This is a genomic window from Escherichia sp. MOD1-EC6842, from assembly GCF_002965705.1.
Lineage (GTDB): Bacteria > Pseudomonadota > Gammaproteobacteria > Enterobacterales > Enterobacteriaceae > Escherichia > Escherichia ruysiae.
Map to the genome: position 1 here is coordinate 272,595 of NZ_PTRF01000004.1, position 24,637 is coordinate 297,231.

The 24,637-nt window shown below is 49.6% G+C and carries 29 protein-coding genes, 1 tRNA gene and 1 riboswitch; of the genes, 10 read left to right on the top strand and 20 right to left on the bottom strand.

The genetic code is table 11. From position 1 onward, the window contains the following. Positions 1–206: 206 nt before the first annotated feature. Together A7Z29_RS07120 and A7Z29_RS07125 are read left to right on the top strand one after the other, a co-directional pair. Entirely contained in the window at positions 207–1,265 is a 1,059-nt protein-coding gene (locus tag A7Z29_RS07120) for an FUSC family protein (RefSeq protein WP_001200875.1), read from the top strand. A gap of 171 nt (positions 1,266–1,436) precedes the next feature. Then, entirely contained in the window at positions 1,437–1,766 is a 330-nt protein-coding gene (locus tag A7Z29_RS07125; protein ID WP_000450409.1) for a DUF496 family protein, read from the top strand. A gap of 101 nt (positions 1,767–1,867) precedes the next feature. Here the strand turns inward: A7Z29_RS07125 and pduV are convergent, their stop codons facing one another. From pduV to pduA, 19 genes are read right to left on the bottom strand one after another with little or no spacing between them, the layout of a single operon-like run. Beyond that, positions 1,868–2,311 carry a EutP/PduV family microcompartment system protein gene (pduV, locus tag A7Z29_RS07130; RefSeq protein ID WP_001189427.1) on the bottom strand — a complete coding sequence of 148 codons (444 nt, stop codon included), beginning with the start codon at positions 2,309–2,311 and terminating at the stop codon, positions 1,868–1,870. A 4-nt stretch (positions 2,312–2,315) separates the two neighbouring features. Then, positions 2,316–2,666, bottom strand: a complete 351-nt coding sequence (gene pduU, locus A7Z29_RS07135) for a propanediol utilization microcompartment protein PduU (protein ID WP_123058400.1) — start codon at positions 2,664–2,666, stop codon at positions 2,316–2,318. Continuing rightward, a complete protein-coding gene (pduT, locus tag A7Z29_RS07140) occupies positions 2,666–3,220 on the bottom strand; it encodes a propanediol utilization microcompartment protein PduT (protein WP_000030732.1) in 555 nt (184 codons plus the stop codon). The genes pduU and pduT overlap by 1 nt, the downstream gene beginning before the upstream one ends. Positions 3,221–3,222: 2 nt before the next feature. After that, on the bottom strand, positions 3,223–4,566 hold the full coding sequence (locus A7Z29_RS07145; protein ID WP_105290009.1) for a 4Fe-4S dicluster domain-containing protein: 1,344 nt from the start codon (positions 4,564–4,566) through the stop codon (positions 3,223–3,225). After that, positions 4,563–5,675, bottom strand: coding sequence for a 1-propanol dehydrogenase PduQ (locus tag A7Z29_RS07150; RefSeq protein WP_105290010.1), 1,113 nt, complete (start codon positions 5,673–5,675; stop codon positions 4,563–4,565). Before A7Z29_RS07150 ends, A7Z29_RS07145 begins: the two co-directional genes overlap by 4 nt. 10 nt (positions 5,676–5,685) lie before the next feature. Then, a complete protein-coding gene (gene pduP, locus A7Z29_RS07155) occupies positions 5,686–7,071 on the bottom strand; it encodes a CoA-acylating propionaldehyde dehydrogenase PduP (protein ID WP_105290011.1) in 1,386 nt (461 codons plus the stop codon). Continuing rightward, positions 7,068–8,075: a two-domain cob(I)yrinic acid a,c-diamide adenosyltransferase PduO gene (gene pduO / locus A7Z29_RS07160; protein ID WP_001029520.1), complete on the bottom strand. Its 1,008-nt coding sequence runs from the start codon at positions 8,073–8,075 to the stop codon at positions 7,068–7,070. Before pduO ends, pduP begins: the two co-directional genes overlap by 4 nt. Positions 8,076–8,086: 11 nt before the next feature. Then, complete coding sequence (locus A7Z29_RS07165; protein ID WP_105290012.1) at positions 8,087–8,362, bottom strand: EutN/CcmL family microcompartment protein; 276 nt, start codon at positions 8,360–8,362, stop codon at positions 8,087–8,089. 3 nt (positions 8,363–8,365) lie between these two features. After that, entirely contained in the window at positions 8,366–8,857 is a 492-nt protein-coding gene (gene pduM / locus A7Z29_RS07170; protein ID WP_001017044.1) for a microcompartment protein PduM, read from the bottom strand. After that, positions 8,854–9,486, bottom strand: a complete 633-nt coding sequence (locus A7Z29_RS07175) for a phosphate propanoyltransferase (RefSeq protein WP_000361049.1) — start codon at positions 9,484–9,486, stop codon at positions 8,854–8,856. Before A7Z29_RS07175 ends, pduM begins: the two co-directional genes overlap by 4 nt. Before the next feature lie 2 nt (positions 9,487–9,488). Then, positions 9,489–9,911 carry a BMC domain-containing protein gene (locus A7Z29_RS07180; protein WP_105290013.1) on the bottom strand — a complete coding sequence of 141 codons (423 nt, stop codon included), beginning with the start codon at positions 9,909–9,911 and terminating at the stop codon, positions 9,489–9,491. A 23-nt stretch (positions 9,912–9,934) separates the two neighbouring features. Further along, positions 9,935–10,210 (bottom strand): propanediol utilization microcompartment protein PduJ, encoded by a 276-nt coding sequence (gene pduJ / locus A7Z29_RS07185; RefSeq protein ID WP_001057752.1) that lies wholly within the window; start codon positions 10,208–10,210, stop codon positions 9,935–9,937. Positions 10,211–10,229: 19 nt separating this feature from the next. Beyond that, the gene (locus A7Z29_RS07190) at positions 10,230–10,580 is read right to left on the bottom strand and encodes a glycerol dehydratase reactivase beta/small subunit family protein (protein ID WP_105290014.1); all 351 of its coding nucleotides are present in this window, start codon (positions 10,578–10,580) and stop codon (positions 10,230–10,232) included. Then, positions 10,570–12,402 (bottom strand): diol dehydratase reactivase subunit alpha, encoded by a 1,833-nt coding sequence (locus tag A7Z29_RS07195; protein ID WP_105290015.1) that lies wholly within the window; start codon positions 12,400–12,402, stop codon positions 10,570–10,572. The genes A7Z29_RS07190 and A7Z29_RS07195 overlap by 11 nt, the downstream gene beginning before the upstream one ends. 9 nt (positions 12,403–12,411) lie before the next feature. Beyond that, positions 12,412–12,930, bottom strand: coding sequence for a propanediol dehydratase small subunit PduE (gene pduE, locus A7Z29_RS07200; RefSeq protein WP_001090588.1), 519 nt, complete (start codon positions 12,928–12,930; stop codon positions 12,412–12,414). 14 nt (positions 12,931–12,944) lie between these two features. After that, entirely contained in the window at positions 12,945–13,601 is a 657-nt protein-coding gene (locus A7Z29_RS07205; protein WP_000405044.1) for a propanediol/glycerol family dehydratase medium subunit, read from the bottom strand. A gap of 9 nt (positions 13,602–13,610) precedes the next feature. Then, positions 13,611–15,275 (bottom strand): propanediol dehydratase large subunit PduC, encoded by a 1,665-nt coding sequence (pduC, locus tag A7Z29_RS07210; RefSeq protein WP_001256909.1) that lies wholly within the window; start codon positions 15,273–15,275, stop codon positions 13,611–13,613. Positions 15,276–15,293: 18 nt separating this feature from the next. After that, positions 15,294–16,106, bottom strand: a complete 813-nt coding sequence (gene pduB, locus A7Z29_RS07215) for a propanediol utilization microcompartment protein PduB (RefSeq protein WP_000098932.1) — start codon at positions 16,104–16,106, stop codon at positions 15,294–15,296. Further along, complete coding sequence (gene pduA / locus A7Z29_RS07220) at positions 16,103–16,387, bottom strand: propanediol utilization microcompartment protein PduA (RefSeq protein WP_001183616.1); 285 nt, start codon at positions 16,385–16,387, stop codon at positions 16,103–16,105. Before pduA ends, pduB begins: the two co-directional genes overlap by 4 nt. 510 nt (positions 16,388–16,897) lie before the next feature. Here pduA and pduF point away from each other — a divergent pair. The 7 genes from pduF (at position 16,898) to ldtA (ending at position 23,237) form a co-directional block, all read left to right on the top strand. Continuing rightward, positions 16,898–17,707, top strand: a complete 810-nt coding sequence (pduF, locus tag A7Z29_RS07230; RefSeq protein ID WP_105290016.1) for a propanediol diffusion facilitator PduF — start codon at positions 16,898–16,900, stop codon at positions 17,705–17,707. Between the two features lie 202 nt (positions 17,708–17,909). Beyond that, entirely contained in the window at positions 17,910–18,824 is a 915-nt protein-coding gene (gene pocR, locus A7Z29_RS07235) for a transcriptional regulator PocR (protein ID WP_000622042.1), read from the top strand. 88 nt (positions 18,825–18,912) lie between these two features. Next, positions 18,913–19,087, top strand: a riboswitch (cobalamin riboswitch). 218 nt (positions 19,088–19,305) lie between these two features. Next, positions 19,306–19,740, top strand: a complete 435-nt coding sequence (locus A7Z29_RS07240; protein WP_032225592.1) for a hypothetical protein — start codon at positions 19,306–19,308, stop codon at positions 19,738–19,740. Between the two features lie 123 nt (positions 19,741–19,863). Further along, complete coding sequence (cobU, locus tag A7Z29_RS07245; RefSeq protein ID WP_000973181.1) at positions 19,864–20,409, top strand: bifunctional adenosylcobinamide kinase/adenosylcobinamide-phosphate guanylyltransferase; 546 nt, start codon at positions 19,864–19,866, stop codon at positions 20,407–20,409. Beyond that, the gene (gene cobS / locus A7Z29_RS07250) at positions 20,406–21,149 is read left to right on the top strand and encodes an adenosylcobinamide-GDP ribazoletransferase (protein WP_010347019.1); all 744 of its coding nucleotides are present in this window, start codon (positions 20,406–20,408) and stop codon (positions 21,147–21,149) included. Before cobU ends, cobS begins: the two co-directional genes overlap by 4 nt. An 11-nt stretch (positions 21,150–21,160) precedes the next feature. After that, the gene (cobT, locus tag A7Z29_RS07255; RefSeq protein ID WP_105290017.1) at positions 21,161–22,240 is read left to right on the top strand and encodes a nicotinate-nucleotide--dimethylbenzimidazole phosphoribosyltransferase; all 1,080 of its coding nucleotides are present in this window, start codon (positions 21,161–21,163) and stop codon (positions 22,238–22,240) included. Between the two features lie 61 nt (positions 22,241–22,301). Continuing rightward, the gene (ldtA, locus tag A7Z29_RS07260) at positions 22,302–23,237 is read left to right on the top strand and encodes a L,D-transpeptidase (RefSeq protein ID WP_000986313.1); all 936 of its coding nucleotides are present in this window, start codon (positions 22,302–22,304) and stop codon (positions 23,235–23,237) included. Between the two features lie 55 nt (positions 23,238–23,292). On the opposite strand, the gene A7Z29_RS07265 is transcribed toward ldtA, so the two are convergent. Further along, positions 23,293–23,368: transfer RNA gene (locus A7Z29_RS07265), tRNA-Asn, on the bottom strand. Positions 23,369–23,694: 326 nt separating this feature from the next. Here A7Z29_RS07265 and nac point away from each other — a divergent pair. Beyond that, a complete protein-coding gene (gene nac / locus A7Z29_RS07270) occupies positions 23,695–24,612 on the top strand; it encodes a nitrogen assimilation transcriptional regulator NAC (protein ID WP_024165186.1) in 918 nt (305 codons plus the stop codon). The last annotated feature ends 25 nt before the right edge of the window (positions 24,613–24,637 follow it).

The following is a 24,637-nucleotide window of genomic DNA, read 5'->3' on the forward strand; positions in this document are numbered from 1 at the left end:
AAATGACGTCGGGTCAGAGGTTAACCTGATTGCCACGCTGTTTTTCGTTATGTAAAAGAGTAAGATCCGTCTTTAGTTTTCTGACAACCAAACCGGGAACGTCCGCTATTCCCGGTTTGCCGGACAGATTTGTTACGTAGCGTTATTGCACCTGGTTTGTCAGATTGAATTATGATCGTTTTTTCCCTCTTTCACGGAGTGCCCGCGTGCGTGCCGATAAGTCCTTAAGCCCGTTCGAAATTCGAGTCTACCGTCATTACCGCATTGTTCATGGTACTCGTGTTGCGCTGGCGTTCTTGCTCACCTTTCTCATCATTCGCCTGTTTACTATTCCGGAAAGCACCTGGCCGTTGGTCACTATGGTGGTGATCATGGGGCCAATTTCGTTCTGGGGTAACGTTGTCCCTCGTGCGTTTGAACGTATTGGCGGTACGGTGTTTGGCTCGATTTTAGGTCTTATTGCTCTGCGACTGGAGTTAATCTCTTTACCGCTGATGTTAGTCTGGTGCGCGGCTGCCATGTTTCTTTGTGGCTGGCTGGCACTCGGCAAGAAACCGTATCAAGGTTTATTGATTGGTGTGACGCTGGCAATTGTTGTTGGTTCCCCAACAGGTGAAATTGATACGGCATTATGGCGAAGTGGCGATGTGATCCTCGGCTCTTTACTGGCAATGTTGTTTACCGGTATCTGGCCGCAACGTGCGTTCATCCACTGGCGCATTCAACTGGCGAAAAGTCTGACCGAGTATAATCGGGTCTATCAATCTGCATTCTCACCGAACTTACTTGAACGCCCACGACTGGAAAGTCATCTGCAAAAACTCCTGACCGATGCCGTGAAAATGCGAGGGCTGATTGCACCAGCCAGCAAAGAAACCCGCATTCCAAAATCGATATATGAAGGTATCCAGACTATTAATCGTAATCTGGTTTGTATGCTGGAGCTGCAAATCAATGCCTACTGGGCCACGCGTCCCAGTCATTTCGTGTTATTGAACGCGCAAAAACTGCGTGATACACAGCACATGATGCAGCAAATAGTGCTGAGCCTTGTTCATGCGCTGTATGAAGGTAATCCGCAGCCGGTTTTTGCCAATACGGAAAAATTGAACGATGCTGTGGAAGAGTTGCGTCAGTTGCTCGATAGCCACCATGACCTGAAGGTCGTAGAAACGCCGATTTATGGTTATGTGTGGCTGAACATGGAAACGGCACATCAGCTTGAGTTGCTATCGAATCTGATTTGCCGGGCCTTGCGCAAATAATTCCTGAACTTCAGAATCATCTTGCAGCTGCTTCGATTCAGCAAGGATAAAGGGTATGATAATGAAAAGGGATAAAAGCATTGTCATCTGCGGCAGCTATGAGTAATGTTGGCCCTAACGAATAGCGGTTGCTTAAACGAATCCGACTCTCACATTATCAGGGGTATAAAAATGGAAACTACCAAGCCTTCATTCCAGGACGTACTGGAATTTGTTCGTCTGTTCCGCCGTAAGAACAAACTGCAACGTGAAATCCAGGACGTTGAGAAAAAGATCCGTGACAACCAGAAGCGTGTCCTGCTGCTGGACAACCTGAGCGATTACATTAAGCCTGGGATGAGCGTAGAAGCAATCCAGGGCATCATTGCCAGCATGAAAGGTGACTATGAAGATCGCGTTGATGATTACATCATCAAAAACGCCGAGCTCTCCAAAGAACGCCGCGATATCTCCAAAAAGCTGAAAGCTATGGGCGAAATGAAAAACGGCGAAGCGAAGTAATTTCTGCTTTATTCGATGAGGGTTGCCCGGCAACCCTCATTATTCATTGACTCTTTTCTGTGTATCACAAGTCATCATTCCCATCTGATAACCTATCAAAATTAGCGACAGCCTTCTTCTGTATGCAGCAAGGCAAAAAGCTCTGCAACTCCGATGTTATTAACCGCACTGGTCACTAACACGTTGCGCGCTCCAGCTTCCCGTAACCAGCATTTCACCAAAGATATTTGTTCCATGCTGGCTAAATCTGCTTTGGTTACTACTCCAATGACCGGGCGATTCATTGACGAGGTAAAGCCTGGCGAAAAAGGTGACCACGGTGCGTCCGCATTAAGCACAAGCGCGATAATGTCCGCTTCGCAGGCACTGACCAGCAGTGCGCTGTAAAGACTACGGTTTTCGAGGTATTCGCCTGGTGTGTCAATGGTGGCTGGTGACCAGACAATGGCCTGCGTTTTCTGATACTGAAGATCTTCTCCGCGCAGACATTGCGTGAGTGATGTTTTTCCGCACTGACTGGGGCCGATGAGCATCATACGTTGCATAACGTCAGGTCCGTGTAATGGGGCAGGCGGCAAAGTGCATCATTTCACCCAGCGTGCGGGTAACCTGATTAAGTGCATATTCGATAGCTGAAACATCGCCAGTCAGTACTACGGCACCAGTAAAACGATCAAGAAAACCAATTTCTACAGCTCCCGACTTTGTGGCGATATCGCACGCGATAATAGACGCTTCGCTGGGGGTAATCGTCAGAATGCCAATGGCGGAAACGGTATCTGGTAAACCTAATTTCTTAAGCAGCTCCTTCCCTGGGTTAGCAATGACATGCGCCAGCGTAACCTGTTTACCGGGGACATATTCCTGAATCATCCGTTCAGTAGCGTGCTGAGTTGTCATTATCCCTCCACCATCTGACGCCACAAGGCTTCATGCGGACGGGCAATTACCGAGCGATAGACCAGCAATCCTTTTTCCCCCGCGCGCTCGCTGGCGACAGAGACCGCATTATTAACATCTGAAATATCGCCAGCAACCACCATGTAGCATTTACCGCCAATACCGAAGGCCATATGCACTCGAACGAGAGTGACATTCGCAGCTTTAACTGCGCAATCGGCTGCGTCAATGCAGGCTGCCACACTCCAGGTTTCGACCACACCGATAGCCTGACGCTGTTCAACATGGTTCAGTCCGCTGATTGCGGGCAGAATGCTGGGATGAATATTAGGGAGGATCAGGCTGTCGACCAGCATTTCACCTGCAAGGGATGCGCCGCTGCTGATGGCCTGTTGCACCGCACCGACATCGCCACCGAGCATCAGCAGAAATTTCCCGGGACATAGCGTTTTGCTGACCAGTAACTCAACATTGGCGCTTTTCAGCATGGCATCGCCGGTTTCCATCCCTTTTGCGATACTGCTAAGTTCTAAAATACCTACCGCTTTCGACATGGTTAACCTCTCACAACCGTAATAGCGTTTTCTGTCACATCGCTGACCGTGCCATTAATACTGGCATGAATGGGAGCACCTAATGTGCCGTGTGGAATTTGGCCTACACATTGTCCACGAACGACACGATCGCCTTTTTGTACACACGCAATTGCGCTGGCACCGATATGCTGGCGTAACAATAGAGTCACTTTTTCGGGCTGAGGCACCTGTTCAGACAATGGCGCATCCTGATACCACGGGGTTAATCCCAGTCTGGTTACCAGCCGTTTTACTGGGATCAGCCGATAATTTGCCATGACATCCTCAGGATTTAAGGCACCTTCGTAGCGGAGATTTTTGGCGCGTAATTCCTGCTTAAGCAGGCGGTTTATGCGCATCGGCGAAATACCTACCGGACAGGCGACGCTGGCGCAGACGTTGCACTCCGAACAGGTGAGAGCTGTCAGTAACAGTTGTGGCGTAGCGAGCTGTTGATAGTTAACCGCACGTACTAACAAATGTGGCGACAGTTCGTGACCAATTAAATGACGCGGGCAGAGATCGGTACATAAGCGGCATTGCTCACAAACGGTTTTCGCGACGGCAAGTACGCTACGGTCATCCTGCATTTGACGTTGGATGATTGAATGAGAATTGGGTAAAACCAGCAAGCCGCCAGTGGTTTTGCTGATTGGCGTGTCGAGCGATGTGATCAAACTACCCATCATCGGACCGCCATTGATAAAACCAGGATTATCCACTGTTGCGCCGCCCGCCAGCGCCAGTACTTCGCGTAAAGACATCCCGATGGGAACGGTCACTGTGATTGGTTTAGCCACTGCACCATTAACAGTAAGCGTGCGTCGCGTCACCGGATACTGTTGTTCAACGGCTCTGGCAATATTCAGTACGGTTTGCACATTATTGACCACCACACCGACACTAACGGGTAACGCAGCGGGAGGAACGCGGCGACCTGTTGCCATCCAGATGGTTAGCACTTCGTCTCCTGCGGGGTAAACGTCGGGCAAAATATGCAGGCGGATATCCGGCGGAAGCAATGATGTGAGTGCGTTTATTGCTGGTTGATACTTCTCTTTCAGCGCGATAATTCCGCTCCTGGCTCCGGTGGCTTTCATCGCATAGTGAACACCACGAAGCAGGCGGCTGGCTTGTTGTGCCATTAATTGTTGATCTACTTTCAACATTGGTTCGCATTCCGCCGCATTCACCAGGAAAGTGTCAACCCGCGCCTGTAGCTTAATATGTGTTGGAAAGCCTGCGCCACCAGCACCCACGACGCCTGCTGCCTGTACTCGCTCGCGGATCGTCTGTTCGTCAAAGGACATTAACTCGCCGTTCATACCAACTCCTCAAGCATTTCTGCTATAGCGATGGCATCAGCCGCTCGTGGATTGGTACGCAGTGTGGCATCCGCCAGCGCAGCCCGAACCATATCTGGAATACGTGATGACCATTCTGCTTTTTTATCTTTCAGTGCATTGGCGAGAGTCGGCATTGAACAGGTTTTTTTTAGCTGTTCAATATGTTGAATGAGTGCATTCAGGCTTGCGGTGTCATTGGCATCGTCAGGGCATAAATGGCACGTTTTCGCCAGCCGGGCATAGCGTTTGGCAGCACGCGGATCGCCAGCATTAAAACGAATAACCGTCGTAAGCAGGAGCGCATTCGCCAGGCCGTGTGGCAGATGAAACTGCCCGCCGAGTTGATGGGCAATTGCATGATTTAACCCAAGCCCAGCCTGACTAAAGGCCATTCCTGCCAGCGTAGAGGCATTATGCATTTTACCGCGAGTAGCAAGACAATCGCCTTTATTCACTGCTGTGGGCAGGTAGTGAAAAACAATTTGCACGGCTTTTTCGGCCAGTGCATCCGTGAAGTCACTGGCATGGGGAGAAACATAAGATTCAAGGGCATGGGTTAAAACATCCATTCCGGTATTGGCAGTTATCGCGGCTGGCACACTGACGACCAGCGAGGGATCGAGAACCGCTATATCCGGATAAAGCGCATTATCGAAAAGAGGATATTTAATCCCTTTATCGGGATCGCTGATGACACAGGCGCTGGTCACTTCCGAACCGGTGCCGCTGGTGGTGGGAATAGCAACGCAGGTTTCAATCTCAATAGCACACTGGCGACTAAACCAGACAATCGCTTTTGCGGCGTCCAGTGCAGAGCCTCCGCCAAAACCGATAACCACATCCGGGCGTAAAGTCTGCATTTGTGCAATGCCTTTTACCACAGTCTGGATCGTTGGATCGGGCGTTATTTCGCTAAAAATACTGATGCGGTTGCTATCAGGCAACGACTGACACAACGTGTCAATCAATGGCGAACCAGCCAGGAAGGCGTCGCAAATAATCCAGATGTGCTTATTGGTGAAACGGCTAAGGACTTTGAGACTTCCCAAACCGCTGTATAAACGCGTCTGCAATGAAAAAGTATTCATTTCCGTTTCTCTAGCGAATGGAAAAGCCACTGGTTAACACGCAGCGTCGTGAGCGGGCAAAAGTCCGTGCTGACGTTGTCCCTTCGCCAGTCGGTGTAGCAATGGTGAAGGTCGTAAAGCCTTCGCCGCCGACGCCAATACCCGCCCAGGAGGGGCCGTTTTTGACAAAGATTGAGGTTTGCATAACGCGCGCAGCAAGGTTGAGTCGTGAGACGTTCTGCGAGTGCATAATTGCCGTGTGGTGCAAACCGTCTTCGACTTTCAGCGCCAGGGTGAGGGCGCTGTCAAAATCGTTGACTTTTACAATGGGTAGCATCGGCATCAGTTGTTCACAGGTAACCCAGTTATCATCGGCGTCAACAACGGCAATCAGTAATCGTGGCGTTTTCTGCGGTAGAGGAATTCCAGCCGCTTCCAGAAGATGGCATGGGCTTTTTCCGACCAGTTTTTTGTTGGCGACGCCGTCGGGCAGACAAACGGCGCGCAATTTTTCAGTTTGCTGATGGTTAAGAAGAAATGCGCCAAAACTTTGCATCTGTTGAATTAAATACTCTACCACTGACGCTACGACAATCAGGCTTTTTTCAGCGATACATGGCAGGTTGTAATCGAAAGAAGCGCCGTTGATGATGTCTTCGGCGGCTTTCACAATATCCGCCGTTTCATCGACGATACACGGCGGGTTACCCGCACCGGCACCAATCACTTTCTTACCACTTTTCATTCCCATCGCGACGATACCCGGACCGCCGGTAATCGCCAGAACGCTGATTTTAGGGTGCGCCATCATCTGTTCGGTGGCTGTAAAGGTCGGTTCAGTTACGGTAACGATCAGGTTATGAATGCCACTACAGCGAAACGCGATGTCTTCGATTATGGCAATGAGTTTCAGCGATACGTTTTTGGCTCCCGGATGAGGACTGAAGTAGATGCTATTGCCTGCTGCCAACATGCTGATGCTGTTATTAATGACGGTTTCCGTAGGATTGGTACTCGGCGTGACCGAGCCAATAACACCAAACGGAGAGTATTCAAATAAAACCATGCCACCATCACCGGTTAGTGCCGTGGTGGTTAAATCTTCAATTCCTGGTGTGTTATCAAGTGCCGCTTTGTTTTTTAGATACTTATCTTCTTTATTTCCCATCCCCGTTTCGCTGGCGCTTTCTTCTGCCAGTTCGGTAAGGCGGGGCGTTAATTCTTCGCGAATGGCGCTGATAATGGCGCTGCGGGTTTTAAGCGAACACTGTTGAAAGCGCAAAAAGGCCTGGTGTGCAGCGCAGACGGCCTCCTCGACAGTCTGGAAAATACCATTTCTTTGTATTTGTAAGGCACTGGGCATCAGTTTTTCGCGCAGGATATTGCGGATAATCATTTCTAATTCAGTCGGATTCATTGGTTTGCTCCTGCATTAATTGCTGCCATTGCGGCTTGTGCAATATCCATATCTTGTTCAACGCTACCACCGCTGATGCCAAGTCCCCCAAGCAATATCCCGTCTCGCCAGAGAGGAAAACCACCACCAAAAGTGACGACTTTGCCTTGCATATGGCTTTCGAGCCCGTAAAGTGGCGCTCCGGGTTGTACGGCGTCAGCAAGTTTGTGTGTTGCCGTTTTCATCGCCACGGCGGTCCAGGCTTTTTTCGGTGCCAGCTCACTGCTGACCAGTAGTGCATCGGGCATCCGCCAGGTAACACTTTCTGTCCCGTTGGCATCAACAATGCTGATGACAACGGGAATATGTAGTTCATCCGCGCGTATTGCCGCACTACGAATGAGCTGGTGAAGATCCTGAAAAGTGAGCGGCATCGTGCGTTCCTTCAATGCTGGAGTGTGATTGGCTTCGTGATAACGTTTTGTGATTTCCCGAATCATCAGGTTTTGATGAACAACGTTGTCTTCCACGCGGGCGAGGGCATACAAGCAATCGGAAAGTCGGTTGATATAGTGCAACAAAACATGGCGGACGGTGGCTTCCGTTGTCAGTTCAACCAGACGTCTTTCAGCCCGCCGGGCTACCGTGCGGGCGACATGCATACGGCTCGCGGCTTCACAACGACCAGGCAGTATGAAGCTGTGAACTGGAGGGACAGCGTTCATTGCGCTGTCGATCGCTTTTTCCAGCGCGGCAATTTCTTCTGTTCCGATGTAACGCTGCTGCGCTGACGGCTGTTCGCTTTCACTGGCGAGCTCGGCGCTAAACCAAAATATTTGTTGCTGAATAGCTTCCAGTAAGATGCGATGGCTTTCGATGGAGGTGGCGCAATAACACAGACTGAGTGTTGCGTTTAGCTCATCCAGCGTGCCATAGGCTTCGACACGTCGATGAGTTTTACTGACACGCTGTCCGGTAAATAGAGACGTACTTCCTGAATCACCTGTTCGGGTATAAATCGCCATCGTTAAAGTCCTTAGCGTGAAAGCGTATCGACAATGCCGACCACTGCCAGATCAATGGCTTCGTTGGAGCCGGAAAAAACATGTCTGGCGCTGGAGCCGCTGCTGAGGAGTACCAGTTCACCAACGCCTGCGCCGACTGAATCAACGGCAACTTCGTCGCCGGTTAACGGTGTGAGAGGCAATTCGCCGTCGGCACTGACCCGGCGAACCAACAGCAGTTTTTTCCCGATCAGAGAAGGTGATTTTTGCGTGGATACCACCGCGCCGGTGACTCGAGCCAGATGCATGGGTTACTCCTGCCTGATTAACTGAATGTTTCGGGTAATTGCCGCTTCACGCGCAAGTGCGGTCACACAACATTTCCGCTGTAGTACCAGTATCCCCGCGCATAACGGTGCTACGTCGGCATAACTTAAAAGTCGACCACGATGAAGGTGGATTGGTTGTCCTTGTTCGTCGCACCAGCTTAGCGGTAGACGGGCGAGAGTCTTCAATTCAATGGCGTTCAGTAAATGACGCTGCAACGATAATTGAAGGTGCATTCCCCATGCTAACGCCTCGTGAAGGTGGGTTACTGCTCCGCCTGACGTATCGTTCTCTGCAAGCTGTCGCAACAACGGCAGATCGACGTATCGAATTTGTAACGATGCATACTGATGAACTATCTTGTGAACGCTGGCTTCTCGCAGTTGCGAAACGGTCAGCGTGAGTGTTTTTTCCGCACGTTGTTTCAGGCGAAAAATCACTTCGTCAACAATGCGTTGCATCAGCACATGATTCATGGCAGCGCCACCAGCATGGCAAAAACGTCAGGATTATCAGCGCCTGCAGCGTTGGCTTCGTCGGTATCAATATGCATTTCAAGACGCATATCCGGTGAGACGCGAACAGCCACGTTATCGAATATCAGTCGTCGCTCATCACCTTCAATGGCGACCGCCACTTTATCGCCATGCGTAACGCCATAAATCAGGGCATCAAGCGGAGACATATGGATATGCCGTTGCGCGACAATTACGCCAGAAGCGATTTCCAGTTCGGCAAACGGACTTATCAGCCGAATCCCAGGTGTGCCGCTGAGATCGCCTGACATGCGTAGCGGAGCGGTGATCCCCAACGTTCTGGCATCTGTCCGGGAAATTTCCACCTGGCTTGCGTTGCGTAGCGGTCCCAACAAGCGAACGTTGTGCAATTTGCCTTTTGGTCCCACCAGCGTAACAACTTGTTCAGCAGCGAATTGACCTGGTTGCAATAACGGTTTTTTCTCGCTGATCGGTTGTTCAGGAAAAAGGCGCACATAATCCGCAGTCGAAAGGTGAATATGACGACTGGAGACGCCCAGAGGGATAGGGCGCTCGCGCATCTCATCCAGAACCTGGCTCACTGTTTCTTGCAAGGTTTGTTTGTCCATTGTTACTCCTCTCGCTTATCGGAGTGGAGGCAAAGTGAACGTGGCTCACCTTTTTGCCGTTGACACGCCGGATCAAGACACAAATTACAACTGATACTCTCCGGGGTGACTGTGGCTGCTGGTATTTCGCTTGCTTCAACCCTTACATTCAATGCTTCTGTTGTGCGGGACAGTATTCCCTCTCCTGGACGGGCAATTGCTTTGTGCGCGACAAGGCCATTTCGCTGCCCGGCGAAGCTGGCACCCGTCTCGATCGCTGCATTAACCGAGGCGACGTCACCGGTGATTTTAATGAGCGTCCAGCCTGAGCCATTGGTCTTCTCAAGACCAACCAGCGTGATGGACGCGGCTTTTGCCATAACATCCGCGCAACTGATGGCGAGTGCCAGACCACTGACTTCAAGTAATCCCAGTGATTGCTTCACGCTGTGCTCCTTAGCGAATTGGGTTATGCAGATTTTGGTAAAATGGCCTCAACATCGCTGTGCGGCCGTGGGATGACATGGCAGGATTTCACTTCGCCAACGGCGCTTGCGGCGGCGCTCCCCGCGTCAACGGCGGCTTTTACTGCGCCAACATCGCCGCGCACCATCACTGTGATCAGACCTGAACCAATCTTTTCATAGCCGACCAGTTGTACGTTGGCGGATTTAACCATGGCGTCTGCGGCTTCAATCGCGCCGACTAACCCTTTTGTTTCAACCAGTCCCAGTGCGTTATTCATACGGTGTTTCTCCTGTGGATTATGAGTGGTATTCCTTGAAGGGAATCCCTTTGACCAGCCGGGCTGCGTTATTGCCGGTGCTGCGCCGGGCATGGTTATCTTGTTGATGCATCAGCGTAAACAGTGGCGCTGATGCCGGTAAGTTTTTGTAATGCACAATCAGTTTTTCCTGGTCACAGGCTATGCCAACCAACAGGGGAGACTGACGAGCAGCCTGCCAGGCGCTATCGATGATTTCACCTGATGGAATGTGTTGAATGCGAAAGGGAATACCTTCCTCTTCAATGCCAAGAAGAACCTCATTCCATTTATTGATACAGTCACCGATTTCAGTGACGACAATGGTTGGTGCTCGCTCTTTACTTTCCATGAACCGACGCCTTGTGCCAGGAGATGAGTAGCCCGGTAGCCACCGCATTGCGCGGGCCTTCTCTACCACGGATATTCCCGCGCCCTGCGACCAGTCGATAATGTGCCAACGCATCGGTGACTAACTGCGGGACTTCGAAATCCAGTGAAGAGCCGCCCACCAGAACGACGAACGGAATATTGCGAATATTTCCACCAGGACTCACCTGACGTAGTGCGCGCAGGGCGTTCGTTACGAAGACCCGCTCTTTTGCACTGCGACGAATGGTTCGCACTTTTTCCAGCGTTATATCACCGGGAATGGGCACCAGTTCGTCGGGTTTCACCACACAAACGCGGGCAAATACCTGAGGGGATAGTGGGGTAGGGAAGAACTGAACGCTGCCGTCTTCATGGCGTAAGTGGAACAGGCTTTCTACTTTTGCCAGTGGGTGTTTTTTGATCTCTTCTGCCAGATAGCGATCATTTAAGCCCAGTTCTCTGGCAATAATCATCGTCACCATGTCGCCCGCTCCCGCAAGGTGAGTGGCAATCATTTCCCCTTTTTGATTGATGATGGAGGCATCGGTAGAACCTGCGCCTAAGTCCAGAATTGCCAGGGGATGTGTAGTTCCTGGGGTAGTTAACGCTCCCTGAATGGCTGCCTCTGCTTCTGCGCCTCCGACCTGAACATCAACATGCAGTTTTTGCTTAATTTCACTGGCGATCATCGCCATTTGCAGACGGTCGGATTTCACCATTGACGCTATACCAACAGCCTGTTCCAGTGAAAATTCGCCTGCCAGACCACCGGTAACGCTGACGGGAACTGAGGTATCTATCGCCAATAAATCCTGAATAAAAATTTCGTTGCTGGGTTTATTGGTCAGCTCCGCCATGGTCTGGCGAACATTTTCCAGCATCCCGCCGATGTTGGTGCCCGGTTCGCCCGTCACATTTTCCAGTTTTGGGCATTCACCGACTGCTTTCATTATTGCATCGGCACCAGCGGCAACATCAACCCGAGTTGTGCGCCCGGCAGAAAGAAACTCGATATTTCCGGCGGGTATCGAACGGGCTTTAACGTCGCCAGAAGGCGTTTTCACGACCACAGCTGAACGGTTGCCGATTAGCGCCCGTGCGACAGGAACGATATTTTTAGTCTCTTCAGCATTGAGGGCGAAAACGGTGGCAATCCCATATGGGTTAGAAAGGGTTTCGATAACTTTCCCGGGAACAGCGACTTCAATAGCAGCTAACATGCCGAGCGGAATACGATCGATGTAGAGGACTTCATCAACAATGGGTAAAGGGGTTTCCAGTCGGTTACTGACCAGCACGCCATCGTCGCGTTGCAGAATAACGCCTGTCAGCTGATATCCGGCACGCACGGAGGCATTTATCATGGTTGCGATATCGGCAAAATCAAAAGCCGATGACACGACCAGAATGTACGGTGTGTCCGCCGGGCGTGTTAACAACTCTTGCGGAGTGATGGTGAGTCCTACACCCAGCCCCACTCCGCCTGGAGTTTTCGGGTTGTGACCGATCATGGTTGATTCAGTGATAATGGTTTCCGTAATGGTTTCCATCGCCACATCGCCAATGACCGGGGTTGCTTCGTTGATACGAATAAGCGAAATATCACTGACATTGATGCCGGCTTTTTTCGTTGCCTGCGCGAGTGCCTCCTGAATGCCATGTACGTTACGCAACGTACCTTTGATTCCGGTGGTTTCTGCCAGGGCGCTGCTCACGAACGACAATTCGCCAGACGCACTGAGCGTTGCCAGCGCAACCTCTGTGGATGAGTTGCCGATATCAATGCCTGCTATATATCGCATAGTTCGCCCTTAATCGTCGCCTTTCAGTTTTTTACGCTCGACATAGAGTTCCGCAGCTTCACGGACAAAAGCGGCACAAATTCTGGCCTGATAACAACGCTCAAGATCGTCGGCAATGGCAATGAGTTCTTGCTTAGTCGAACGATAAGGGCGTAACGCATTGTAGATTTCGAGGATGCGATCATCCGGCACTGAGGTAAGCTCGGCGGCGCGTTCAAAATTCATCGCCAGGCGATCGCGTCCAGCATCTCTGGCAATCGCGGCCTGAATGCGCAACGTTTCCGGGGTTATGCGCATGTCCTGGGCGGTGACTTTATCGCTGAGTACATTTTCCAGAGTGAAATCGTCGAGCGTTTTATTCGTCGCCGTTTTGACCCATTCTGGATGTTTATTTGCCAGCGGGTAATCACTCACTTTGGCGTTCAGTGTTGATGAGTGGGATGGCGCAGAGACAGGAGCTGTATCCTGGAGACTGTTCATTCGGTTCAACACGTCCCTGACCATCGACTCAATTGCATCGGTATTCATGAAGGTTTCCTTTGTTAAAACGTCACGCGCAGTTCTTGCGGTTTTTTGCCAGTGACCACGTACTTAGTCTCTTTGATATGTAAGATGGCGGACTTGGCCTGGTATTTCGGCCGCGCCATTTGATCGTTGAGGGTCGGAACAGGTTGTGGAGACTCGCGCTTCGCATAACGCGCGGCGTTTTTGCCAATCTGGCGATAAGTTTCCAGCGTCAGCAAAGGTGCTTGCGGGAAAAGTTCCAGGTTAGACAAAGGGGGAAGCCCCTGCTGGTGGATAACTGTGGTGCCTTTTGACTGAATACCAATAGCAATGCCGGAACCGCTGAGACGATCGCCTTCAACCGCCACGAAGGCAACATCAGACGATTTAAAGCAGCGAATCACACGGGCTTTAACACCTTCTTCTTCGATACCGGCAATCACTTCGCGCAATATGTTTTTATGCGGAATACCGATGATATTGACGGTTTGCGCCAGGCCAAACGCCGGGCCTACAGCGATAATAACTTCATCTTGCTGAGTGCCTTGTTGGGCTTCGCCAATTTCGGTCAGAAAACTTTCGCTATCCGGTGCGGAAGAGACCGGTGCGCGAAATGAAACGGACTTATCGCTGGTTTGCATTTCTGCCAGCACGTCTTCGATTATCTGACGTAGTAATTTTTCGTTAATTTCCATTTCTCACCCTTAGTCAATATCGTTGGGATCAAGTGCACCGGGAATATTTTTGATCTCTTCCCAGCGTTCCCCTTGCAGGCGATAACCTGTAGCCGGTCCGGCGTAATCATTGACGTCATTGACCGCAGAGCGCACTTGTCCGTCATCGACGATAATGGCGGAGGTATGGAGATAGTCGCCGGTCAGTTTTGCTTTTTGCATGTTGAGCATGTCCTGGGCGACATCGGTAAAACCGGCTTGCGCTAGGGCTTTCACCACTTCCAGGCTGTTACGGTTTTTATTGATAATTTCCTGGGCGAACTTGATGTCTTCCACGATGTTGCGCTCTGGCATATCTTTCGAACCGTGGGCATAGGTTGCCGCTTCGACCTCTTCATCGGTGATAGGGGGTAATCCCATACCGGCAAAAACAGCCTGTAAAGCGCGTGCGGCTTTATTGCGGATAGCGATAACATCTTCTTCGCGCACTGGTCGCAGGCCACCATCAACCTTGAGGTCACGTTGAATGACGTTGTAATCATCGAAGTCTTCGGCATCTTCGTTTGAACCAGCAAACATGTTGTCGTAGTTCGGCACAGCGGAAAAACCGGAAGAGATAAAGTCGGTGCCTGGCAGAAACTGCATCAGAAAACGTGCGGTACGGCGCATATCTGAGTGGGTAAAGGTCTGGTCATTACTGGAGGCGCATTCCAGATCCAGTGATGAACAAATTAAGTTTTCCGCCAGCACTGCGCGGATGCCTGACGGCACTGCCGATGGAACGCCGATGCAGCTTACGGAACCATTCTGTAGACCCTGAACACCTGCGGCTTTGGTGATGTAAATGCAACGAGCCTCAAGGTAAAGCATTGATTTACCTTCCGCATAGCCCATCTGCACTTCAGAGCCGGAGCCGGAAGTAAAGCGCATTTTTAAGCCGCGAGAAGCATAAGATGACGCGAGAAATCCTTTTGACCACGGTGTATCGTCGCCGTCGGTGAAAACAGGTTCCGTGCCGTAGACAGAAATCGTTTCGGCGTAGCAGGTATGGCCTAACATACCGAGTTTCAGTTCGGTGGCTTCCTCCAGTGAACACTGGGTCAACACGCCCGGGCGTCCTACCTGTGAACCGACCAGAAGAGCGATGGCGTTGAACGGTGCATAGCGAGCAACGGCAACGGTGGTTTCCTGTTCGTCAAATCCGCGCCATGCGCCTTCAGCCGCGTCGGCAGCAATTTGTACCGGATTGTCTTTGATGTTGGTGACGTGAGCCTGTTGCGATGGTGTTCGACGAGCGCGCATTTTCTGCATCGCCATCATCATCTCTACCACGTTCATCTGTGAAACCACTTCGACGATTTTGGCGGGCGTCATCGCAGTGGTCAGGGGAACAATATCGCTACGTTTGACATTTGGATCGCACAACATATTGGCAAGTTTAACCGAATCCATTGCGATGACTTCTTCGGCGCGCGCGAGATTGATACCGTAGCGGGCGATAAAATGGTCGATTAGGTCAAACTGGCTGGCAGGTTTCCCATCCAGTTCGGTGACGACGCCGTTAACAATTTTGATTGACGGTTTAGGATCGTTCGGGCTTTCCATCGCAATGAAGCCTTCTTCAATCCACTCTTTAACGAAACCGTCCTGGTTGACCGGGCGTTTTGCCAGTGCTTCAAATCTTTTCGATCTCATGAATCTGCCTCAGGGAATTCAGATGTAGGAAGGGCGATCGTTTTTCGGCGTATCGCCGAGAGTCGAAAGTACGGTTTTACCGATTTCGCGTGCGGAGATGACCGCCTGACGGACTGCGCCGGAGTCTCCTGAGATAATCAGGATGACCTCATTGCTAAAGCTGGTGCCATGAGCCGGGGAGCTGTATGCCACGACATCCACATTGGCGGACTTCAGGGCGGTATCGGCCATCAGAACACCCACAGCGGCAGGAGCGCCGACAATAACGCCGCAAGCGCGACCCAGTGGTGCGCCAAACGCTTTTTCCAGTGCATAGCTGGCGCGGGCGGTATATTGCAGTTCCAGATGTCCGGCTTCGTTGGCATAGACATCACCAAAGGTTCTGTCGAGTTCTTTTAGAGCAACTTCAATACCGCGTTTCACGTCGGAAACATCGTTGCCACCTAAAAGGATTAACGAGCCGTGTCCGGCACCGCCTTTAGTATCGCGAGGAAGTTCAATGCTAATAACTTCGGTGTTGGTGGCTTTTACGGCTTCATCAGCGGCCATAATGTGTGGCCCTGCACCAATACGTGCGCCCAGAATGCCAATGGAGCGATAGCGTTTTTCAAGTTTCATCGCGTCCAATAGGGCGCTATCAACGTTTGCAATGACCAGACCTACAGTGTCGCCAATAGCGGTGCCAACAAATTCCGTTAACGTGCAGCTTTTTTCTGCCATAGCCGTCTCTCGTGTTTGATGATTGGTTTCCGGGAGAACCTCATGCTTCGGTGTCGCTACGCGTGCGATGACCTGCGCCATGATCTGTTCGACCAGTTCACTGCTGCTCATGGGTTAATTCCCTTTGGTAAGATTTTTTCGACATCGGTATGTGGGCGGGGGATAACGTGTACGGCTTTCACTTCGCCGACATTACGCGCAGCGACGGCACCTGCATCTGTTGCCGCTTTAACCGCCCCGACATCACCACGAACGATGACGGTCACCAGCCCGGAACCAATTTTTTCGTAGCCGACCAGCAATACATTTGCCGACTTCACCATGGCGTCTGCGGCCTCTATGGCGGCAGTTAATCCTTTGGTTTCTACCATTCCTAACGCTTCTTGTTGCATAAAGACCTCGCCTGGATTTTTTGACGATATGACTATAAAAAAAAGCGAGGAAAAAGAATGGCTGACTTAATCGCTAATGAGAAAAATTAATAGAGGGCAAATATTATAAAATTGCTTTCAGAGATTATATGTTATTCATTTATTGGTTGTTTTTGACGTGGTTTAATGTGAATTAATTGCATTGAGGACGGTGTTTTAATTTGAAATAATACTTCGTCGAGTTTGGTTTTCTGAAATTAACTGTGATATTTGTTTAAATTTTATTATGCAGGCATGGCAATTTTTTATTGTATCAGATTGGCGATATATATAACGCCAATAGTGATGATTGCTGTAGTGAATGCTATAGCAATGACAATAATTTGCTATAGCAACACTATTTTTCCACGAATCTGACATGCATGTTGGCAATATTTTTTTCCGCGCAATTTTTATAGTTGCGTTCGATATACACAACAATCAGCGCATTGTTGGCTGATAAAGAAAAAACTCTGTGAAAAAGGTGTCAGTATGAATGATTCACTCAAGGCGCAATGCGTTGCCGAGTTTTTGGGCACCGGACTGTTCCTCTTTTTTGGCATTGGTTGTTTGTGTGCCCTAAAACTTGCCGGTGCAAGCATGGGACTGTGGGAAATTTGTATTATTTGGGGGTTAGGTATTTCACTTGCTGTTTACCTTACGGCAGGCATTTCCGGTGCTCATCTTAACCCGGCGGTTACTATTGCTCTGTGGTTGTTTGCCGCTTTTCCTGGTCGTAAAGTGCTGCCATTTTGTGTGGCGCAATTAGCGGGAGCCTTTGGTGGCGCAGTTCTGGCATATTTTTTATACAGCAATTTGTTTGCCGATTTTGAATCTGCTCACAATATGGTTCGTGGTAGTGCAGAAAGTTTACAACTCGCCAGTATCTTCAGTACTTACCCGGCAGCAGCGATAAATGTATGGCAGGCTGCCTTGGTTGAAGTGGTCATAACGTCCATGTTAATGGGGTTGATTATGGCGTTGACCGATGACGGCAATGGCGTACCCAAAGGGCCGCTTGCGCCTTTACTTATTGGTATTCTGGTTGCTGTTATTGGTGCTTCTACCGGACCATTAACCGGTTTTGCCATGAATCCAGCGCGTGATTTTGGACCAAAAATTTTCACCTGGCTTGCTGGTTGGGGAGAAATTGCGATGACTGGCGGACGTAATATTCCTTATTTCATTGTACCCATTATTGCTCCGGTCATTGGAGCCTGTGCTGGCGCGGCGATTTATCGCTTTCTTATTGCACAAAATTTACCTGTCAATAGTGTTACGCCTAAAGAGAACAGCGAATAGTGAAATAGCCTGGCAGTTATAAACGTTTATTTTTTTAGTGTTTGTGATCTGCTTTCCGAACTTATTAAAAAGTCTCCCGCTTCATGGAGGCTTTTGTTATTGTCCGTTTTGCTTCTCGTCAGTAAATCATTAAGGATGATGTGAAGATTAAATGTAAAACAATTGTTTTACCATAACAATAAATTAACTGGGAGGTTTTATCATGATTTCTGCGGCGACACTTAATTCAGAACTCATTAATAAAATCGCACAGGATTTTGCGCAGGCGACTAGTCTTGCGGTTGTCGTGGTCAATATCCACGGTGATGAAATCTCCGAGCTGTTTAACTTCACTCCATTTTGTCAGATGATGCGCCAACACCCTCAGCTTAGCACTCGCTGTCGCATGAGCGATCGTTGTGGTGGTCTGGAAGCCTCTAAATCAGATCAGCCTTGTATTTACCGCTGTCATGCAGGGTTAACTGATTTCTCTATTCCTCTGGTGATTGCCGGGCATTTAGTCGGCTTTGTGTTGTGTGGACAAGTTCGCCTGCGTAATGATGATGTTGATTTGATCAATATTCTGAATGTCGATGATTGTTGGCAAGCCGACCCAGAACTACTTAATGAATTTCGCAAAGTTCCTGAGATGGATTACTCGAGAGTTATGGCCTCTGCTGATTTATTGAAGTTGATTGTGGAAAATTGCCTCAAAAAGCAACTCAATTTTGTCGTTATTAAAGAGAATAAACCTCATTCGGGTTCAGTTCGTCAGACCCGTGCGCCTAATCCCCATGATAATAAAATGAAAAAAGCATTGCGCTATATCGATGCACATTTGTCAGACGATTTGCGTCTGGAAGATGTTGCCTCGCATGTTTATCTAAGCCCTTATTATTTCAGTAAGTTGTTTAAGAAATATCATGGGATTGGTTTTAATGCGTGGGTAAACCAACAACGAATGGCCAGCGCGCGTGAGCTGCTGTGCCATAGTGACTGGAGTATCGCCAGTATCGCGCGTAATTTAGGCTTCTCACAAACCAGTTATTTCTGCAAAGTTTTTCGCCAGACGTATCAGGTGACTCCGCAGGTATATCGTCAGCAAATTAGTGAAAATGTAGCAGCGGAAACAGCATAAAATTAATGTGGAAAATGAGGGATGATTAAATAGACGATGGCAATATTAATTAACGTTATTTACGTGTTATGGGATAAGTGAGATCAGCTCATAACATACGCTGACAGGTTCGGCACATTTGTGCCTGGGAAGAGGGTGAAAATCCCTCGCAGCCCCCGCTGCTGTAATGCTGACAACCCCGAAAATACCACTGATCGCGAGATTGGGAAGGCCGGGGAAGGATGATGCGAAGCCAGAAGACCAGCCTGTCAGTCAATACCAACAACTTCGGTGGGAAGTGGGTTGTCCGGAAGCGCCCGGTTGAGTATTGGCGCGTCTTTATACCCCTACCACCCTGAGAGGATCAGGGTATGGCGGCATCATTTAGTTCCTTCATTGTAGTGCCGACAGGCACCTGGGCTGCTCTCAATGCGCGGCAATCGTTTTTCATGGTATATCAGCCTGACCGTCATTACAGGAAACGAAGCGGAGGACGGGGGATATGAAAACGATAAAACCCGAATCGATAGCCCTTTTTTGCCTCTCCTCTGGCGATATTAATCTGGCGAAATATCTGGCTGAAATGTTGCCAATGACCTGTTTTGTTGGTGAGGACTGGCAGCAAGGTTTCTTGCCTTTTAAAGGTGGGGCTGTTCAATCGTTATCAGACGCGTATACCGATTATTCAGTGCTGTTATTGATTGCTGAAAACAGGGTCTCCATACCAGAAAATTTCTCTCATCCTGATGGCGCGACGGTAATCGTAATCACACGGCATAATGCCCGTTTGCTGGCTGGTTCGGCTGGTGGTGCAGTAGCATTAATCCATTATCTGAATGAAATATGTCAACGCAGTGAAAATATTGCCAATGACGCATTCTGCCAGAAGTTTACACAGGGAAATCGGACTATTTCACAACACCGCCTTCGTTCGTAATGGATTGAGAACGCTGGATTTTTATTTTCATTACGCGCAGTATTAATTGCGGAAATGTTATTACGATCAGCAACGATGGTTCTGGTCAATGAATACCATCATACAATTGAACCAGGAGTCCGTATGATGATTTTGGTGACAGGTGGTGCACGGAGCGGGAAGAGTCGGCACGCCGAGGCGCTTATTGGGGATACTCCACAGGTTCTGTATATCGCCACTTCGCAAATCCTTGATGATGAGATGGCGGCACGGATTGAGCATCATCGGCAGGGGCGTCCGGCGCATTGGCACACGGTGGAACGCTGGCAGCAGCTTGATGAGTTAATTAATGCAGACATTAATCCGCAGAACGCTGTGTTGCTGGAATGCATTACGACAATGGTGACTAATCTGTTGTTTGATTATGGCGGCGATAAAGATCCTGAAGGATGGGATTATGTGGCGATGGAGCAAGCGATAAATGGCGAGATTCAGTTGTTGATTGCTGCCTGTCAACGTTGCCCTGCAAAGGTCGTATTAGTGACCAATGAAGTGGGAATGGGTATTGTGCCGGAGAATCGTCTGGCGCGACATTTTCGTGATATTGCCGGGCGAGTGAATCAGCAACTGGCCGCTGCGGCAGATGAAGTATGGCTGGTGGTTTCGGGTATTGGAGTAAAAATCAAATGAGTAAATTATTTTGGGCGATGCTCTCTTTCATTACGCGTCTGCCTGTACCGCGTCGTTGGTCCCAGGGGCTGGATTTCGAACATTATTCTCGCGGTATCATTACTTTTCCCTTAATTGGGTTATTGCTTGGTGCGATTAGTGGGCTGGTCTTCATGGTGTTGCAGGTATGGTGTGGTGTACCACTGGCGGCACTATTTAGCGTGCTGGTCCTGGCGCTGATGACAGGGGGATTCCACCTGGACGGTCTGGCAGATACCTGTGATGGTGTATTTTCTGCACGTAGCCGAGATCGTATGTTGGAAATCATGCGTGATAGCCGTTTAGGCACCCACGGCGGTCTGGCATTGATTTTTGTTGTGCTGGGAAAGATTTTGATTTTGAGCGAACTGGCTCTGCGTGGTGAGCCTATCCTGGCATCGCTGGCTGCAGCATGTGCTGTCAGCCGTGGTACTGCCGCATTATTGATGTATCGTCATCGTTATGCTCGGGAAGAAGGGCTTGGCAATGTGTTCATTGGCAAAATTGATGGGCGACAAACCTGCGTCACACTAGGCTTAGCCGTAATTTTTGCTGCTGTATTACTGCCTGGTATGCATGGTGTGGCTGCTATGGTGGTGACGATGGTGGCAATTTTCGTCCTCGGTCAGCTTTTCAAACGTACTCTGGGCGGGCAAACCGGCGATACGCTGGGAGCTGCCATAGAGCTTGGTGAGCTGGTCTTTCTGCTGGCGCTGCTATAAAGAGACGCAACATGCAAACACTTGCCGATTTACTGAATACGATCCCGGTCATCGATCATGCTGCTATGTCGCGCGCACAACGGCATATTGACGGGTTACTCAAACCCGTCGGTAGTCTGGGAAGGCTGGAGGCGCTTGCCGTACAACTGGCAGGAATGCTGGGGCTGAATGGTGTTCCTCATGTGGGTAAAAAAGCGGTAGTGGTTATGTGTGCCGATCACGACGTCTGGGATGAGGGTGTCACTATTTCCCCGAAAGCGGTGACAGCCATTCAGGCTGAAAATATGACACGCGGAACAACCGGCGTGTGTGTTCTGGCAGCACAGGCGGGGGCTAAAGTTCATGTAATTGATGTAGGGATAGATACTGCGGAGCCAATACCCGGACTTATCAACATGCGTGTCGCTCGAGGTAGCGGCAATATAGCTTCAGGTCCTGCAATGAGCCGCTGTCAGGTTGAAGAGTTGCTTCTGGAAGTCATTCGTTATACGCGTGAACTGGCGAAAAATGGCGTCACGTTGTTTGGTGTGGGTGAGCTGGGAATGGCAAACACGACGCCGGCTGCGGCGATAGTCAGCACAATTACTGGACGCGATCCCGAAGAAGTGGTTGGTATTGGCGCAAATCTGCCGACAGATAAACTGGCAAACAAAGTTGATGTTGTTCGTCGGGCAATTACGTTGAATCAACCGAATCCGCTGGATGGTGTTGATGTACTGGCAAAAGTTGGTGGATTTGATTTGGTCGGAATGGCTGGCGTGATCTCAGGAGCCGCTTCCTGTGGTTTACCCGTGTTGTTGGATGGCTTTCTTTCTTATGCCGCCGCGCTTGCTGCGTGCCAGATGTCACCTGCAATCAAACCGTATCTTATTCCTTCCCATTTGTCGGCAGAAAAAGGGGCGCGTATTGCGTTGGCACATTTGGAGCTGGAGCCGTATATCAATATGGAAATGCGTTTAGGTGAGGGGAGTGGTGCGGCGCTGGCGATACCCATCATCGAAGCTGCTTGCGCGATATACAACAACATGGGCGAACTTGCTGCCAGCAACATTATTCTACCGGGGAATACAACTTCTGAATTGAACAGCTAAAAACGAAAAGTCTGATAAAAGCTATACTTATCGGATGGCTTTCGCGACTTAGGAAAGGGATATGATGCGTCGTGTAAATATTCTTTGTTCATTTGCTCTGCTTTTTGCCAGTCATAATAGCCTGGCGGTAACTTATCCATTACCCCCAGAGGGGAGTCGTTTAGTGGGGCAGCAACTTACAGTAACGGTTCCCGATCACAATACCCAGCCGCTGGAAACTTTTGCCGCGCAGTACGGACAAGGGCTGAGTAATATGCTGGAAGCGAATCCGGGGGCTGATGTTTTCTTGCCGAAGTCTGGTTCGCAGCTCACCATTCCGCAGCAACTGATTTTACCCGCCACTGTGCGAAAAGGAATTGTGGTTAATGTCGCCGAGATGCGTCTGTATTACTACCCACCAGACAGTAATACTGTGGAAGTGTTTCCTATTGGTATTGGTCAGGCTGGACGAGAAACCCCGCGTAATTGGGTGACAGCCGTTGAGCGTAAACAAGAAGCACCAACCTGGACGCCAACCCCTAACACTCGTCGTGAATATGCAAAGCGTGGGGAGAGTCTGCCTGCATTTGTCCCAGCCGGACCCGATAATCCTATGGGGTTGTACGCTATTTATATCGGCAGGTTATATGCCATTCACGGTACTAATGCCAATTTTGGGATCGGCCTACGGGTAAGTCAGGGCTGTATTCGTCTGCGCAATGACGATATCAAATATCTGTTTGATAATGTTCCGGTAGGGACGCGCGTGCAACTTATTGATCAGCCAGTGAAATACACAACGGAGCCGGATGGTTCAAAGTGGCTGGAAGTTCATGAGCCGCTGTCGCGCAATCGTGCAGAATATGAGTCCGACCGAAAAGTGCCATTGCCGGTGACGCCTTCCTTGCGGGCGTTTATCAACGGGCAAGAAGTTGATGTGAATCGCGCGAATGCTGCGTTGCAACGTCGATCGGGAATGCCAGTACAAATTAACTCTGGCTCAAAGCAGATGTTTTAAAATAGCTGTTGTATAAAAAGCAAAAAGCCTGCTCTAAAGCAGGCTTTTTTGAATTTGGCTCCCCTGACTGGACTCGAACCAGTGACATACGGATTAACAGTCCGCCGTTCTACCGACTGAACTACAGAGGAATAGTTTGAACGGGGCGCATATTAATGGCAGTACATGGCGATGTCAAAGGGGGAAATGCATTTTTTTGTTCGTTTGCTGCCAATTTCAACAAAATGATGAACTTTCAATCTTTTTAATCATGTTCCATCGTGGTGCATGACATCCTTTCATGGGGCAGGGAATGCTTCTCCTGGCTTAAAGAGCCAATGACGAAACAATCATAATCTCTTATTTGACGGGCGATTAGCTTTCGTATCAACGCCAAAACGAAACTGGCAAGTATCTTGCAATCTGGTTGTTAGTAATGTCGGCACTCGGGCTGACGCTTAAAAAAACCGGAGGCACCATGAACTTTAGACGCTTGAAATACTTCGTCAAAATTGTAGATATTGGTAGCCTGACTCAGGCTGCTGAAGTATTGCATATAGCACAGCCTGCGCTCAGTCAGCAGGTTGCCACGCTGGAAGGTGAGCTAAATCAGCAACTTTTGATTCGCACAAAACGTGGCGTTACGCCGACAGACGCCGGAAAAATTCTCTATACCCATGCGCGGGCAATTTTACGTCAGTGTGAACAGGCCCAACTGGCGGTGCATAATGTAGGTCAGACATTGTCAGGTCAAGTCTCGATTGGCTTTGCGCCAGGAACCGCAGCGTCATCTATCACCATGCCTTTATTACAGGCGGTACGCACTGAATTTCCGGAGGTCGTTATCTATCTCCATGAAAATAGCGGTGCTGTGCTTAACGAAAAACTTATAAACAACCAGCTTGATATGGCAGTGGTTTATGAGCATTCCCCTGTGTCTGGTGTATCCAGTCAGACTTTGTTAAAAGAGGATCTGTATCTTGTCGGAACTCAGGATTGCCCAGGGCAAAGCGTTGATGTTAATGCGATAGCGCAAATGAACCTCTTCCTTCCCAGCGATTACAGTGTAGTAAGACTTCGTGTTGATGAAGCTTTTTCCCTGCGCCGGCTTACAGCGAAAGTCATCGGTGAAATTGAGTCTATCGCTACGCTTACCGCTGCGATTGCCAGCGGTATAGGCGTTGCAGTATTACCTGAATCGGCCGCACGTTCGTTATGTGCCGCAGTTAACGGTTGGATGTCACGTATTACCACGCCTTCAATGAATCTCTCGTTGTCATTAAACTTACCCGCCAGATCAGTTTTATCGCCACAGGCGCAGGCAGTGAAAGAGCTATTATTGTCAGTGATTAGTTCTCCAGCCATGGAAAAAAGACAATGGCAATTGGTGAGCTAAACGTTATACCTGGATGGAATAAGAT

Excerpts from the sequence above, each read along its gene's own strand:
- A7Z29_RS07125 (WP_000450409.1), top strand. The coding sequence starts at position 1,437 with ATGGAAACTACCAAGCCTTCATTCCAGGACGTACTGGAATTTGTTCGT.
- pduV (WP_001189427.1), bottom strand. The coding sequence starts at position 2,311 with ATGCAACGTATGATGCTCATCGGCCCCAGTCAGTGCGGAAAAACATCA.
- pduU (WP_123058400.1), bottom strand. The coding sequence starts at position 2,666 with ATGACAACTCAGCACGCTACTGAACGGATGATTCAGGAATATGTCCCC.
- pduT (WP_000030732.1), bottom strand. The coding sequence starts at position 3,220 with ATGTCGAAAGCGGTAGGTATTTTAGAACTTAGCAGTATCGCAAAAGGG.
- A7Z29_RS07145 (WP_105290009.1), bottom strand. The coding sequence starts at position 4,566 with ATGAACGGCGAGTTAATGTCCTTTGACGAACAGACGATCCGCGAGCGA.
- A7Z29_RS07150 (WP_105290010.1), bottom strand. The coding sequence starts at position 5,675 with ATGAATACTTTTTCATTGCAGACGCGTTTATACAGCGGTTTGGGAAGT.
- pduP (WP_105290011.1), bottom strand. The coding sequence starts at position 7,071 with ATGAATCCGACTGAATTAGAAATGATTATCCGCAATATCCTGCGCGAA.
- pduO (WP_001029520.1), bottom strand. The coding sequence starts at position 8,075 with ATGGCGATTTATACCCGAACAGGTGATTCAGGAAGTACGTCTCTATTT.
- A7Z29_RS07165 (WP_105290012.1), bottom strand. The coding sequence starts at position 8,362 with ATGCATCTGGCTCGAGTCACCGGCGCGGTGGTATCCACGCAAAAATCA.
- pduM (WP_001017044.1), bottom strand. The coding sequence starts at position 8,857 with ATGAATCATGTGCTGATGCAACGCATTGTTGACGAAGTGATTTTTCGC.
- A7Z29_RS07175 (WP_000361049.1), bottom strand. The coding sequence starts at position 9,486 with ATGGACAAACAAACCTTGCAAGAAACAGTGAGCCAGGTTCTGGATGAG.
- pduJ (WP_001057752.1), bottom strand. The coding sequence starts at position 10,210 with ATGAATAACGCACTGGGACTGGTTGAAACAAAAGGGTTAGTCGGCGCG.
- A7Z29_RS07190 (WP_105290014.1), bottom strand. The coding sequence starts at position 10,580 with ATGGAAAGTAAAGAGCGAGCACCAACCATTGTCGTCACTGAAATCGGT.
- A7Z29_RS07195 (WP_105290015.1), bottom strand. The coding sequence starts at position 12,402 with ATGCGATATATAGCAGGCATTGATATCGGCAACTCATCCACAGAGGTT.
- pduE (WP_001090588.1), bottom strand. The coding sequence starts at position 12,930 with ATGAATACCGATGCAATTGAGTCGATGGTCAGGGACGTGTTGAACCGA.
- A7Z29_RS07205 (WP_000405044.1), bottom strand. The coding sequence starts at position 13,601 with ATGGAAATTAACGAAAAATTACTACGTCAGATAATCGAAGACGTGCTG.
- pduC (WP_001256909.1), bottom strand. The coding sequence starts at position 15,275 with ATGAGATCGAAAAGATTTGAAGCACTGGCAAAACGCCCGGTCAACCAG.
- pduB (WP_000098932.1), bottom strand. The coding sequence starts at position 16,106 with ATGAGCAGCAGTGAACTGGTCGAACAGATCATGGCGCAGGTCATCGCA.
- pduA (WP_001183616.1), bottom strand. The coding sequence starts at position 16,387 with ATGCAACAAGAAGCGTTAGGAATGGTAGAAACCAAAGGATTAACTGCC.
- pduF (WP_105290016.1), top strand. The coding sequence starts at position 16,898 with ATGAATGATTCACTCAAGGCGCAATGCGTTGCCGAGTTTTTGGGCACC.
- pocR (WP_000622042.1), top strand. The coding sequence starts at position 17,910 with ATGATTTCTGCGGCGACACTTAATTCAGAACTCATTAATAAAATCGCA.
- A7Z29_RS07240 (WP_032225592.1), top strand. The coding sequence starts at position 19,306 with ATGAAAACGATAAAACCCGAATCGATAGCCCTTTTTTGCCTCTCCTCT.
- cobU (WP_000973181.1), top strand. The coding sequence starts at position 19,864 with ATGATGATTTTGGTGACAGGTGGTGCACGGAGCGGGAAGAGTCGGCAC.
- cobS (WP_010347019.1), top strand. The coding sequence starts at position 20,406 with ATGAGTAAATTATTTTGGGCGATGCTCTCTTTCATTACGCGTCTGCCT.
- cobT (WP_105290017.1), top strand. The coding sequence starts at position 21,161 with ATGCAAACACTTGCCGATTTACTGAATACGATCCCGGTCATCGATCAT.
- ldtA (WP_000986313.1), top strand. The coding sequence starts at position 22,302 with ATGATGCGTCGTGTAAATATTCTTTGTTCATTTGCTCTGCTTTTTGCC.
- nac (WP_024165186.1), top strand. The coding sequence starts at position 23,695 with ATGAACTTTAGACGCTTGAAATACTTCGTCAAAATTGTAGATATTGGT.